General features: G+C 68.6%; 9 protein-coding genes. 2 read left to right on the top strand and 7 right to left on the bottom strand.

The window, feature by feature from the left end; genetic code table 11:
- Positions 1 to 164: 164 nt before the first annotated feature.
- The 5 genes from P7A99_RS22805 to P7A99_RS22785 form a co-directional block, all read right to left on the bottom strand.
- Complete coding sequence (locus tag P7A99_RS22805) at positions 165 to 1,805, bottom strand: type VI secretion protein IcmF/TssM N-terminal domain-containing protein (protein ID WP_277796014.1); 1,641 nt, start codon at positions 1,803 to 1,805, stop codon at positions 165 to 167.
- 755 nt (positions 1,806 to 2,560) lie between these two features.
- Positions 2,561 to 2,986: a cupin domain-containing protein gene (locus tag P7A99_RS22800; protein WP_277796013.1), complete on the bottom strand. Its 426-nt coding sequence runs from the start codon at positions 2,984 to 2,986 to the stop codon at positions 2,561 to 2,563.
- A gap of 164 nt (positions 2,987 to 3,150) precedes the next feature.
- Positions 3,151 to 5,607: a two-component system VirA-like sensor kinase gene (locus tag P7A99_RS22795; RefSeq protein ID WP_277796012.1), complete on the bottom strand. Its 2,457-nt coding sequence runs from the start codon at positions 5,605 to 5,607 to the stop codon at positions 3,151 to 3,153.
- Positions 5,604 to 6,443 (bottom strand): cytochrome-c peroxidase, encoded by an 840-nt coding sequence (locus P7A99_RS22790; RefSeq protein ID WP_277796011.1) that lies wholly within the window; start codon positions 6,441 to 6,443, stop codon positions 5,604 to 5,606. Before P7A99_RS22790 ends, P7A99_RS22795 begins: the two co-directional genes overlap by 4 nt.
- Positions 6,444 to 6,574: 131 nt before the next feature.
- Positions 6,575 to 7,288: a response regulator gene (locus tag P7A99_RS22785; RefSeq protein ID WP_277796010.1), complete on the bottom strand. Its 714-nt coding sequence runs from the start codon at positions 7,286 to 7,288 to the stop codon at positions 6,575 to 6,577.
- Between the two features lie 218 nt (positions 7,289 to 7,506).
- Between P7A99_RS22785 and P7A99_RS22780 the strand changes: the two genes are divergently transcribed.
- The gene (locus P7A99_RS22780; protein ID WP_277796009.1) at positions 7,507 to 8,232 is read left to right on the top strand and encodes an outer membrane protein; all 726 of its coding nucleotides are present in this window, start codon (positions 7,507 to 7,509) and stop codon (positions 8,230 to 8,232) included.
- A gap of 853 nt (positions 8,233 to 9,085) precedes the next feature.
- Here the strand turns inward: P7A99_RS22780 and P7A99_RS22775 are convergent.
- The gene (locus P7A99_RS22775) at positions 9,086 to 10,309 is read right to left on the bottom strand and encodes an MFS transporter (protein WP_277796008.1); all 1,224 of its coding nucleotides are present in this window, start codon (positions 10,307 to 10,309) and stop codon (positions 9,086 to 9,088) included.
- 236 nt (positions 10,310 to 10,545) lie between these two features.
- Here P7A99_RS22775 and P7A99_RS22770 point away from each other — a divergent pair, with 236 nt between their 5' ends.
- Positions 10,546 to 12,351: a feruloyl-CoA synthase gene (locus P7A99_RS22770; protein ID WP_277796007.1), complete on the top strand. Its 1,806-nt coding sequence runs from the start codon at positions 10,546 to 10,548 to the stop codon at positions 12,349 to 12,351.
- Positions 12,352 to 12,406: 55 nt separating this feature from the next.
- Here the strand turns inward: P7A99_RS22770 and P7A99_RS22765 are convergent, their stop codons facing one another.
- A complete protein-coding gene (locus P7A99_RS22765; protein ID WP_277796006.1) occupies positions 12,407 to 13,228 on the bottom strand; it encodes a p-hydroxycinnamoyl CoA hydratase/lyase in 822 nt (273 codons plus the stop codon).
- Positions 13,229 to 13,369 lie beyond the last annotated feature (141 nt).

Below are 13,369 nucleotides of genomic sequence, written 5' to 3'. Positions count from 1 at the left end.
ATGGCGCACCCCGGTGCGCCATGCCGCTCTCGTCGGAAGGGCCACGCGGATCCGACCCGCACTCCGCGACCCAGCGTCCCCGCCTGCACAGGCGCCGAACCAGAGCCTGGAACGCCAACCCCGAGGCTGCGCGCGCTGTGGAGAGCCCCCGCGCCAGCGGACGCTTAGGCGCGCCGCTCCAGACCCTCATCGAGCCCCCAAGTCTCGACAGCGCCGGCTTTCAGAAACACCCCGCTTAGCCGCGTCGCCTTGTCGACCGCCGCGCCCCCTTCGCCACCCGAGACCGCCGCGATCATCTGGTGGATCTGTGCGCGAAGCCCGTTCAGCTGGCTCGGAAATCCTAGGATCAAGCTGACCTTGCGCGGTTCGCGCTCATGCGCCAGCCGATGGGACATTCGCGTCACGATGGCGTCGGTCAGCTGGTCGTACGCACCGATAAGGCCAGCGCCGCCATGGCGAACCTCGGGAACATTGACGCCGAGGACCGCGCGGCGTCGCGGTCCGCCGAGTCCCTCGAAGAAGCTGTCGAAGCCCGCCATCAGATCGGCCTTGCAGATCACGAGCTCGACGCTCAAGGGCGAGGCCAAGGCGCGCGAGAGGGTCGATAGGCGCTCGCGAATTCGCCAAGCCTGATCGATGATCCGCGCCTTATCGAGCGTCAGCAGCATGTCGACGCCGATGGAGACGATGACGCCGCTTGGTGGGCGCGCGGACGCCGCCTGGCGCAGCGCGCTCAGGATCTCCGCCCGAACCGCTGACCTCTGTTCAGAAAATCCGCCGGCAGGCGCGACAAGGACGGCCTCGTCGTCAAACCATCGGGGTTGATCCAGACGGTCGCGACCGAAGGGCTGGCGCTCAGGCGGCCTTGGGAGCCATCGCTGCGGGGCAATGCCGCCATCGGGCCCGATGACCACGTACCAGGCCCGCCCCTCCAGCCGGCCGCGGGCTGGTGGAACGCGGGAATGCGCCAGCCGGCCGGACGCTTGGAGGCAGGCCTCCGGCTGCCGAAGAGCACGAAACGGATGGCTCTTGGCCCGGTTGGGGCCCGGCGCGGCCGTCATGGTCGAGGCGAACGTGATCCGGGGGTCGGTCGGCGCGCCGCGCAAGCCAGCCAGGAACGTCGCCACGCCGCGTCCCGATGATGACACCTTTCCGGACCACGGGCTCGTCGGGGCCACGACGCCGAAGGCGCGACTGACGCCTTGGGCCATGCGCCGCCCCCTTTCCGCCCTGGCGCTCTCGCCGCCGATAAACCCGGTCACCAGGCAGGCATGGTAGAGATCGATCAGTTCGGCCCGAGCCGATGGCGTTCGCAGCATTTCGTCGAGCAGATCGTGGAATCGCTGCGGGTCGATGCACCTGCCGAATGCGGTGCGGACCAGGGTGCGGCGCGCCCACTCGGCGCCGTCGGCGCCGGTGCGCGGCAAAGCCTGGGCGGCATCGTCGACCGTCGCAAATACTGCGAAACGAGCGCTCTGAAGGGTTTCTGCGTCCCGGTTCAGGCTGGCGAGACGATCATCGAAGGCGGCGGCCAGCGCCATGGCCCTCCGGTGTAGCTCCGGAAGCCCGCCGCGCGGCCGCTTGGCCTGGACGCCGGCAACGAGGCAGAGAAGCGGCGCGGCGGCCTCAAGCAGATGGTTTCGACGATCGATCCGGGGCGTCGACGGACCGGCTTGGTCGGCCGGCTGCGACCAGGAGCGCGCTTCCACGGCGCCGGCCAAACGCGTCCCGCGTGGCGGAACCTGCGCAAGCGCCGTGACCGTCGTCCCCCACCCTGACGACACCCGCCTGGACGGCGCGGTCATCTATGGGGCTCCCGCCCGGGGCGGGCAGCGGGCGAAGCCCATACCCGGCGGAACGGGCCGCGTGCGGCGACGGATCGACCTAGGATGGGTTCAAGGTTGACGGCGCGGCGCAGCGCCGTCGCACGTCTTTTGACAAACTTCATCAAGGCCTCCACGCGCACCGCGATCAGCTCGATCCGAGCCGTCGGCTGTGGTGGTCCTCGCCGGTTGCAGGACCGTGTCGTCAGACCAGGACAGGGTTACGATCGTAGTGGGAAGCTCACTCGAGGATTCACGGCGAGTATCTTGAAGAATTCGTGCAGCGCTGCTCCCCATGCGGCGCATGCGGTGCGCCGGAATTCAATACCCATGATGGGCGACCGATCATGACGTCTCTCCAGCGCCCGAAAAACTCTGAGGATGGCAGCGCCTGCGCGGTGAAACGCGCTTGTCCGCATGATGACGCAAGCCGGTTACAGCTGAAACCCTTTACGCGTTGCGGCGCGAGCGGTGCTGGCCGATAGCTGGTCGCAAGAAGCGCCGGACCTCCGCCGCGAGCCTCCCCGAGAGCCTCGCCACCCGAAGCGCTCGATCAGGCCTGACGACACCCCCCTTTGTGTCAGGCGACAACTGGGGATGCCGTGACCGCGAGCACACGACATCCTCTCGACTCATGGCGCCTTGTCCCCCCGACGCCGCGCCAAGCTGGGCCCTACCCTCCCAGGAGAGATCGAAATTGCGGCGGGCCCGAGCGCCCGCCGCTCTTTTCGCTGCCCCTACGGCCGCTGGATCGCGGCCAGGTCCGCCGCTCCGGCGCGCGACCCTTCAAGATCCTCCAGGAGCACCACGCCTTCCTGTTCATTGGGGTCGGTGCGGGCGATGACGGCCACGAAGGGGATATCGGCGTCGTTGTAGGGCAGATGCGGCATGTTGGCGGGGATGTAGAAGTAGTCTCCGGCTCGGATCCAGGCGTGCTCTTCGAGATCCTGGCCGTACCAGCACCCCGACACCCCTTCGATGGCGTAGATCGCCGTCTCGTGCCGCTCGTGCTTGTGGGGCTTGCCCCGGGCCCCGGGCGGGAGGGTCAGGGTCTGCATGTGGATCGCCTTGGCCCCGACCGTTTCGGCCGAAACGCCGACCTCGTAGGTCAGGCCCTGCTTGCCGACCACGGGCGCGCCAGGGCGCACGACCCGACAGGTCAAGACTGGTTCTCCGCTCATCATCACGTCTCCGGCGCGCCCACCGTTGCAGATCGATCGCGGCGCGCGCGCGACGGGTCCGGGACCTCATCGGTCCCTTCCAGCCCTAGCCGATAGCCGGTCGGCCCGGGCGAAAGCTCGCCTACAGCTGTAACCTCGAGGTCGGTTCAGGATCGATCGGCGCGGGCGTGCGCCAAGCGGCGCGGCCGATTGATCGCCTCGACCATGAGCCTGGCCAGATCCGCCGAGCTCAGCGGACACGCAGCCAGACTGCAGTCGCTGAGGGACGCGGCCAGCGCGCGAAGGGATTTGACGGAGGAAGCGCCCACCTCGGCGATCACGACCAATCCAAGGTCGGCGCTGGCCCGCCGAAGGTCCAGGATGACATTCTCGTCCTCGGTTCGGACAGCGATCGCGTCGAAGCGTTCGGGCCAGTCGCGCAAGTTCGCGAGTGCGCGCGCGGGTTCAACGAAGCCGACGGGCTCGTAGCCCAGGGCGGCCAGGCGTTCCTCGTCCCGGCCCAGCGCCGCCGCATCGGGACAGACCAAAAGGACCGTCTCGCCACGACCGCAGGGCAGGACTTCCGGCGACGGAGCCTGGCTCTGGGACGGAAACCACACCTCGAAGACCGCGCCCTGCCCTGGCTCCGACCACACGCTAACGGCCCCGCCAAGTTCCCTGGCCGTCTCGGCCGTGGTCGCAAGACCCAGGCCGTTACCCTGGGCGCGGGTCGTGAAGAACGGCTCGAAGATGCGCGCCATCGTCGCCTGGGACATGCCCGCGCCCTGGTCGGCCACCCGCAGCACCACGTAGTCGCCGGCCATCAGCACGCCGCTGGAGAGCTCGACGGGCGCGCGGTTGACGCGCCGACAGAGCGCCAGCCTGACCGCGCCGCCGGGACCCATGGCCTGAACGGCGTTGGTGGCCAGGTTCATGATGATCTGCTGCAGCCGCTCGGGATCGCCGCAGACGGAATGGTCCTCGTCATCGCTCTCGGTGATGAAGCGCGCCGTCCGGCCATGGGCCGCTCGAAGCAACGCCACGCTCTCGGCGAGCAGCCCGCTCAGATCGACGCGCTGCGGCGGCGACGAGGAACGGCCGCCATAGGCCAGGATCTGATCGACGAGGCGGCGCCCGCGCGCGACGGCGCCCGTGATCTCGCGGGCGTATCGCGTCCGGGATCGCGGGCTCGCGCTCGTCGCCGCCGCCATCTCCGCATAGCCGCCGATGGCGCTGAGAATGTTGTTGAAGTTGTGGGCGATGCCGCTGGCGAACCCACCGATCGCCTCCATCCGCCCGGCGTGCTGCAGGCGCGTCTCCAGAGCCACGCGCTGCTGCTCGACCCGGGCGCGGCGAATGGCGCCCGAAAGGACGTCCAGGGCAAGGCGCATCACGCCCCGATCGGCGGGCTGAACCTGGACCTCGCCACGAAAGCGGGCGAAGCCCAGAACGCAGCGCTCGCCGCGCTCGTTGCTCACCACCATCGCCACGACATGGGCGCGCCGTATAGGATGCTCTGCATGCTCGCGCCAGGGCCAGTCGGCGTAACCGTCGAAGACCCCGTCGTGACTGGCTTGCGCGGCTTCGGCCAAGGCCTTGGCCGGTGTCGCCCAGTCGCCCCTCTGGCTCTGCGGCAGGATCGGCCAGATGCGAGCGCAGCCATAGACCCCTTCCCCGAAAAGGAACGCCGCATCGCCCTCGACATGAGCCGCGAGCTTGGCCAGGCCCGCATCGATCCGTCCCTTGGCCTCGTGAGGTCGCGCGGCGATGATCTCCGCCGACATGGCCACGACGTCGTGCTCGAAGGCCGATCGCCGCCTTAGCCCCGCCAGATGGGTGGCCAGCTTGAAGGCGAGATCGGCGATCACCAGGGTGAGGATCAGGGCCGCAGCATAGAGGGCGAAGCGATAGCGCTGCGCGGTCCGCTCGGCTTCGCCGCGCTCCTGGGCGATCCGGGCCCGAAGCTCGGCGCGGGCGGCGGTGTCGTCCTCGGCCAGCAGCCTGGCGAGATCCTGGTCCGTCTGGGGAAGGAGCCGCCGCAGAAGACGCGCATGGCTCAGCAGCACCGCGCGGGCCTCCCGTTCGGCCGCGGAGACCGCCGGGCGGGCGGCCAGATCCCGGATTCGCCGGTCGACCAGCGCCTGGGTATCGGGCGAGGTGTTGAGGGTCAGCCGCAGCATGGCGCCCGAAAGTCTGGCCTCCTCGACATTGGGCCCAGCCGGACGATCGGCCTTGGCGCTAAGCGTGGAAAAATAGGCCAGGCTGTTCTGGAGGAGCGCGCTGTTGCTCTTCAAGGTTTCGGTCAAGGCGGCCTGACGCGCGGCCGAGGCCCGCAAGCGTGCGACCAGGGGGTCGTTGCTCTGGCTGCCGGCCGAACCGGCCAGACGCGCCAGGGCGGCGTCGAGGGCAGCGACGTCGCGCACCAGCGGATCGAACGATTGCAGCAGACCCGCCCTTACGCTGATCACATCGCGCCGTAGGAGGTGCTGAGCGCTTTCGAAGCTCTCGAGGCCGCGCTCCATGGTTTCGAGCCTTGCCGTGCGTGGCTGCAGGCTATTGAGCAGAAGGCTGGTCAACAGCAGGATCACCAGCGCAGCCAGGAGAAACAGGCCAGGCCGCCTCATCGAGGCTTCGCCGGTGTTACCGGACGATCGCGGTATTCGCCGTCCAAGCTTCGTAGAAAGGCGGAGATGTCGCTCGCTTGAGCGGGGGTCAGGACGCGATTGAGCTGGGCGCGGCCCATCGCCCGCACCGCGTCCTCGAGCGTCTTGGCGCTGCCGTCGTGGAAATAGGGCGCCGTGGCCGACACGTTCCGCAGCGAGGGCACGCGCAGCACCGGCGAGTCCGCATCCGCCAGCGGATGGAAGACGCCGCTGCGCTGGAAGAGGTTGCCCCCGACATTGACCCCCTGGTGGCATGAGGCGCACCCGGCCGACTGGAAGAGCCGGTAGCCGCGCTGCTCGCTGGCTGAGAGCGCCTTCGTCTCGCCCATCAAGTACCTGTCGAACCGGGAGCCGGGGGTGGTGAGCGTGGCCTCGTAGCGAGCCAAAGCCCGCAGAATGTCTTCCGGCCTCGGATCGCGACCGTAGGTCTCGCGGAAGCGGGCGGCCATTGCGGCGTCCTTGGCCAGGACGTCCGCCGCCCTGGTCAGGTCGCTGTTCATGATCGAGGGGTTCTGGATGGAGGCGCGCGCCTGGTCTTCGAGGGTCTGGGCGTTGCCCGACCAGTTGAAGCGGAAGTTCTTCGCCGCGTTGAAGACCGTGGGCGTATTGACCGGGAGGGTCCGTCCCTGCGGGGTCAGGTCCCTGGCGCGCTCGCTGGCGCCGTTGGTGGCGACGTCGTGGCAGGTAATGCAGGCGCGTGCGCCGTCGCCCGAGAGTCGCGTGTCGGCGAACAGCGCCTCGCCAAGCGCGACCTCACGCGCGTCCTGGCTGGAGGACGGCGGGCGGTCGAGCGGCATCGCCGCAAAGGGGCCGCCTGGCCGTCCGACGGACGGCTCCGTGACGGGGGCGCCTTCCCCTACGCGCGATGGCCGCTGGGCGATCACCGCCACGACGGCGATGGCCGCCGCGCTCAGGACGATCAGCCTTTTCACGGGATCTCGACGACCGCCTTGAAGACGTAGCCCACGCCGCGGATCGTCTCGATCAGGCGCGGTTCGCTAGGATCGGTTTCAAGCTTGCGGCGAAGGCGCAGGATCTGGACGTCGATGGACCGATCGAAGACGTCGTCATGGATGCGCGTGGCCCGCAGCAGGTGCTCGCGCGACAAGGGTCGGTTGGGGGCGTCGAGAAACGCCTGAAGCAGACCGTACTCGCCCTTGGTCAGCAGGATGGGCTCGCCTTCTCCTCGGCGGATGGTGTGGGCGCTGCGGTCAAGCTCCCAGGCGCCGAACCGAATGCGGTTGCGCCCACGCATGCGCTTGAGATCGACCGCGCCGCCGCCCCGGCGCAGGATCGCCCGCACGCGCGCCAGCAGCTCGCGAGGGCTGAAAGGCTTGTTGACGTAGTCGTCCGCTCCCAGCTCCAGCCCGACGATGCGATCGATTTCCTCGCGCCGATGGCCCGTGGTGATGATCACGGGCACGTCCGACTGGGCCCTGATCAGGCGCAGCAGATCAAGGCCATCGTCCTCGCCCAGCTGAAGGTCGAGAATGATGACATGCGGCTCGGCCCGCAGCTTTTCCGCCATCTCCAGGCGGTTGGCCGCCACCGAGGGCTTGAGGCCATTATTCGAGAAATACTCGCGCAGCATACTCTGCATGGCGCGATCATCATCGACGATCAGGATTTTAGCAGACGCCATCAGGGTCCCGGCGGTCGGAAATGCTGTGACCATATTCATTCATTTTGATCCCGTTTACTCAAATCAAAAGCGGATTCATCTGAAATCCATTCATTTCATCTGTATTGCGAAGCTCCCTCCCCGACATCGAGTTGAAGTTCGCAGCCGCCTAGACACGCCGCGCTGCCGACTTTCGCGCCAGCCGGGCCGTGCGGCCCGCTATTCGATGGAGAGCCACCGTGAAAACCAAACTGTTCGCCCTCGCCCTGGCGCTGGGCGCTGGATCCTGCGCCAGCACGGCCCTGGCCGACGACGGCCGCTTCTATGTGGGCGGCTTCGCGGGCGTGAACCTGGGCGAGGAGCAATCCTTCTCGGGCGCCAATCTGGCGGGCGCTCCGCGCCGGATCGACGCGCCCCAGGACGACGGCGCCCTGGCGGGCCTGGTCGTCGGCTTCGTCGCCAGCGAAGGCGACTGGGGCCGCCTTCGGTTCGAAGCCGAACTGGCCTCGCGCAAGAACGACGTCGAGAAGCTCACGCTGAACGGCGTCCAACGCCGCCTGATCGACGGCGAAAGCCAGGTCACCACCCAGATGGTCAACGTCGCCTATGACACTCCCCGCTGGGGCAAGCTGCGCGGCATGATCGGCGCGGGCGTGGGCGCGGCCAGCTTCGACTACGATATCCAGTACGACGTCGGCGGCGTGCCCGGCGCGCCCGCGGGCGCCCCCATCGGGCCGATCATCAACATCCCGACCAGCGCGTCCGGGCGCCTGGCGTATCAGGCGATGATTGGCGGACAGTATGAACTCTCGCCGTCCTGGGAATTGACGGCCGAGCTGCGCTATCTGTGGGGCGACGACCACAAGGTCGAGCGCTTCAACCAGACGACCGGCGCGCTGGATTCGGTCCTGGACGCGACCTACGAGAGCTCCGCCGTGACGATCGGCGTCCGTCACCGCTTCTAGATGAGGCGACCGCGGCCGGCTGGGGCCGGTCGCGGCACGTCCCCACCGGCGGGCGTCATCGCGGCGCGCCGCCGAGGCGACCAGGCCCGTACCCACGCGGGCCCGGCGTCTGTATGCGCGGGACTGCCCCAACGGATTGACTCGCCTTCCTGGCTCACGCCGAGCGGCGCAAGGCATCGCTACCGATTTCAATGACTTGCCGGAGCGGTGGCTTTAGTCGGCTCAGGGTGAACGCCGATTGACGACTTCTGCTGGGATCGGTCGTTCAGCGGCGCCGAATGGCTGGTCCGCCTCCCCGCCGCGCGGCTCCGCCTCCGCCTCTCCCCCCAGTCGCCCAGGCCGGCGTCAGGCAAGCTCGGCCGCCGGACCGCTACAGCGGTAACCCGACCTGGCTTTCCAGACACCCGTATGAAGCCGTCGGCGGTGAGAACCTGGCGTCGACGGCGCCGAAGATCGGCGTCCCAGACCGAGCCGACGACATGGAACAGAAACAAGACGCCGCCGGGGCGGCTCGCCCCACCGTTCGGCCTCGCCGGAGCTCCCCGCCCGCCCACCTCCCACCAGAGCCCCCACGGTGTCCATGGCCCTCGCTCGTCGCCGGCCTGATCGTGCTGGCGCTTTGGGCTGGCGCCCTGGTCGTGAGCGGCCGCGTCGCGGAGCGCTACACGCGGGCGCCCGGCTCCGAAACGCTCTTCACGCTCATGGCCCATGCGCTGGGTCTCAGGAGCTGGCAGCCGCGGTAGGCGCCAAGCTGGCCCAAGGCGGCGGTATTCCGCGGCCACGGCCGGGACCGCGCTCCACGCGCGAGCGGGCCGATCGCCGCGGATCCCGGTGAGCGATCGGCCGACGGCGACTAGACGATCCCGGCGCCGCTCCTGATGACGCCGCGGACGCTCTCGCGCCGCCCCAGAGGCAGGGTCGCCAAGAATGCGATCAAGGCGATCGGCATCAGCAGCGCGAGCACCTGGCCGGCCGTGCCGCCGGCCGTCAGCAGGAGGCCGGCCATCAAAGGGCCAGCCAGGGCGCCAAGCCGGCCGGCGGCGACCGAAGCGCCGGCCCCCGTCCCCTTCATCGACGGCGGATAGGGTTCGGCTGACAGACCATAGAGGACGAACTGGGCGCCGATCACGAAGAAGCCGGCCAACGCCGCCGCCGCGATCGGCGGTACGAACCCGCCGGCCAGGACGGCCAGGCCAAGTCCAAGCCCGCCATAGACGCAGACCAGAAGGAGGCCGCGACGCAGATGGTTGAGAAGCGCGCCCAGAACGAGCGTGCCAACGGCGCCAGCCGCGCTGAAGGCCGCCGCCGCGAGCAGGGCTTCGGGGCGAGCCAGCCCTCGCGAGATCATCAGGGTCGGGAGCCAGTTAAGGAGAAGATAGAGGACCACCAGGGTGCCGAACGAGCTGACCCACAGCGCCAGCGTCGGCACCGCGCGCCCCCCGCCAAACAGCACCGTCGACGTCGACGCCGAGCGCAACGGCGCGGGCGAGGCCAGATCGAGGCTCTGGGGCATCGTCGGCTCGCGCATGACCCAAGCCACGACGACGGCGAGCATGATGGGCGTAATCCCGCCGACGTGGAAGATCGCCGTCCAGTCCAGGCCCGGCTGGGCTGCGACGAGCGCCCCCGCCAGCGCGCCGCCAAGCGGCATGCCGGCCGTCACCATCGTCACGCGGCGCGCCTGGGTCCTGGGATCGCCGCTCGCCGCGACGAGCGCGATGAGGACGGGAAAGGCCCCGCCCAGGCCCAGGCCGGTCAGGAAGCGCATGGCCAGGAGACTGTGTACGTCGGGGGCCAGGGCGGTGGCGATCGAGAAGCCGCCGAAGACCATGAGCGCTGTGACCAGAAGTCCCTTGCGGCCGATAAAATCGGACAGACGCCCGCACAGGATCGCGCCCAGCAGCAGTCCCAGCGTGCTGGCGGAGAACACCATGCCCAGGGTCTGCGGCGACAACGAATAGGCTTTGGCCAGCTGCGGCGCGGCCAGCCCGGCCGATTGGAGATCGTAACCCTCGACCAGGGCGGCGAGAAAACACAAGGCCGGCGTTACGAGCGTGTTGGAGACGGATCGAGCCATGATGGAGTTTCCGAAAAGCGACGGTAAGCCTTCACCATTCCAGGCCCGCGCATCGGTCCGATGTCGGGGGCGGCCGGGACGGTTACCGCTGTAACCCGATGGACGCTTTTGGGTCCAAGTCGCCCCCGCGCCTCACCGCCGACGAACATTTCAGCTGAAACGAACAGAGCGCGTCTCGAAACCCGCCGGTAGCGGCCGTGCCGCACGCTCCAGGCCCTTATTGGTCAGAGCTCCCCATGAACATTCATCTTCGCGCGGGCCTTGGCCCGCCTCTCCTCTTCCCGGATGTCGAGCTGCACAGCGAGACCCGGAGCGACGGCGCAATCCTGCTGAGAAACCGCCTCGCGCCCCTTCCCGTCACCACCGGTCTCGCCCAGCGTCTGAGGTTCTGGGCCCATCGCGCGCCCGACCGCGTTTTCCTGTCGGAGGCCGATGGCGAGGGTCGCAGGTTCCTTTCGTATGGTCAGGCGCTCGACGAGGTGATCTCGGTCGCCACCGCTCTGCGCGAAGCGGGCCTGTCTGCTGACCGGCCTCTGATGGCGATCGGTCCCAATAGCATCGACCAGGCCGTCTTCCTGCTGGCCGCCATGATGCTGGGGGTCCCGATCGCGGTCGTGTCACCCGCCTACGTCCAGCCGGCCATGCGGCCGTGGACGAAGTTCAGCGCCGTCCTCGAACAGGTCACGCCAGGGCTTATCGTCGCGGCGGATCCCGAGGCCGTCCGCGCGGCCATGCGGGGCTCGCGCTTTGTGGGCACGCCGGTGACGGGCCTGGGCGGGCGTGAGGCCGTGGCGCGTCGCGGCGGCGCCGATGGGCTCATCCCCCCGCTCCTGCTGGACGCCCCTGCCAAGCTCCTGTTCACCTCCGGCTCGACGGGCATGCCCAAGGCGGTGATCAACACGCAACGGATGATGGTGTCCAACGTCCAGGCCTTGGGTCAGGTCTGGCCGTTCCTGCAGACGCGGCCGCCCGTGCTGGTCGACTGGCTGCCCTGGAACCACACGTTTGGCGGCAACTTCTGCTTCAACCTGGTTCTCTGGTACGGCGGGACCCTGCACATCGACGCCGGCAAGCCCACACCAGGGGGCATCGGTCAAACGGTGGCGGCGCTGCGCGCCTCTCCGCCGACGGCCTACTTCAATGTTCCCGCCGGCTTCGACGCCCTCCTGCCCATCCTCGAGCAGGACGAAAGCTTCGCCGAGCGCTTCTTCGAGCGGCTCGACATCCTCTTCAACGCCGGCGCGGGCCTGCCCGCCTCGCTGCGCGAGCGTCTCCAGGCCGTCTCGGAGCGAGCCTGCGGCCGCTCTACCCCTGTCCTGGGCGCCTGGGGTTCGACGGAGACGGCGCCTTGCTCGACGATCCTCTACTTCCACACCCGCCATGCGGCCAATCTCGGCGTTCCCCTGCCGGGAACCGAGATCAAGCTCGCCCCCACCGCCGATCGCGCCGAGCTGCGGGTCCGCGGGCCCAACGTCACCCCCGGATACTGGCGCGACAGCGCTGCGACCTCGGCGATGTTCGACCAGGACGGCTTCTACCGCAGTGGCGACGCCGGCCAGCTCATCGAGCCGCTCGTTCCGGAAGCGGGCATCCTCTTCGGCGGTCGGCTCGCGGAGAATTTCAAGCTGCTCTCGGGAACCTGGGTCAACGCCGACGAGGTTAGGCTGACCGCGGTGGCCGCGACCGCGCCCCTGGTCTCGGACGCCGTGGTCGCGGGAGAAGGGCGCGCCGAGCTTGGCCTCTTGCTATTCTTGAACGAGGAGGCTTGCCGCCAGCACCTGGAGCGCCTCCTGGGCGATGAGCTGTTCGATGGTCCCGCCGCCTCCCATCCGCTGATCCGCCAGGCGATCGCCTCGGGACTGGGCGAGATGAACGCCCGCCGCGCCGGCTCGAGCACCCGCGTTGCGCGGTTCGCAATCATGGAGGCTCCGCCCAGCGCCGCCGACGGCGAGATTACCGAGAAGGGCTACCTGAACCAGCGCGCGGTTCTCCAGCGCCGCGCCGATCTGGTCGATCAGCTCTACGACCAAAAGACATTCTAGCGATCCGAAGGTCGTCGAGGGGGCCCGGCCGGAGGTTCCGGCCGGGCCCCTTCTGTTATCGGACGCTGCCCGGGCGGGCGTAGGCGCCCAGGCCGGGCTTGTAGGACTTGTCGTCGATGAACTGACGGATGCCTTCCCGGCGGCCTTGGTCATCGAAGCTGTTGGCCGCCTCCTGGGCCCGGACCAGGAAATCCTCGGCGTTGTCGTAGGTCATCTCGCCGACCCGGCGGATGGCGTCTTTCGTCGCCTTCAGCGTGACTGGGTTTTTCTCAAGCAGCTTGCTGGCGACTTCCGCCACGCGCGGGCGCAGGCGCTCCAAAGGCAGGGCCTCGTTGACCAGACCCCATTCGGCCGCGGTGCGCCCATCGATGCTCTCGCCCAGCAGGGCATGATACATCGCTCGCCGGAACGACATCAGCTCGGTGGCGATTTTCGTGGTTCCGCCGCCGGGCAGGATGCCCCAGTTGATCTCCGAAAGGCCAAACTGCGCTTCCTCGGCCGCGAAGGCCAGGTCGCAGCTGAACAGTGGTCCATAGCCGCCGCCGAAGCACCAGCCGTTCACCATCGCGATCGTGGGTTTTTGGTACCAGCGCAGACGTCGCCACCATCCAAAGCACTCCCGGTCCGCCTGGCGCATCGCGCCCAGGCCCAAGGCTTCGGTCTCGCGGAAGTACTCCTTCAGGTCCATTCCGGCCGTCCACGCCGTCCCTTCCCCGCCCAGCACCAGCACGCCGACGTCGTCGCGAAACTCCAGCTCATCGAGCAGGACCATCATCTCGCGATTGAGGGTCGGGTTCATGCAGTTGCGCTTTTCGGGGCGGTTGAAGCGCACCCAGGCGACGCCTTCGGCGACGTCGAAGGCAACGGTCTTGGTCATTGTCTCATAGCTCCAATCTGATCGGCTCATGGCCGCGACCAGCCTGGATGGGCTCCATTGCCGAGCAGCTTCCCGAGCCGCCAAATGGGCTACGGCCGTAATCGGAGCGTTCATGGTCTCGCTTAGGGCGTTGACGACTGG

Source organism: Caulobacter endophyticus (genome assembly GCF_029543245.1).
GTDB lineage: Bacteria > Pseudomonadota > Alphaproteobacteria > Caulobacterales > Caulobacteraceae > Caulobacter > Caulobacter endophyticus_A.
This window is presented reverse-complemented; position numbering and strand designations above follow the sequence as displayed.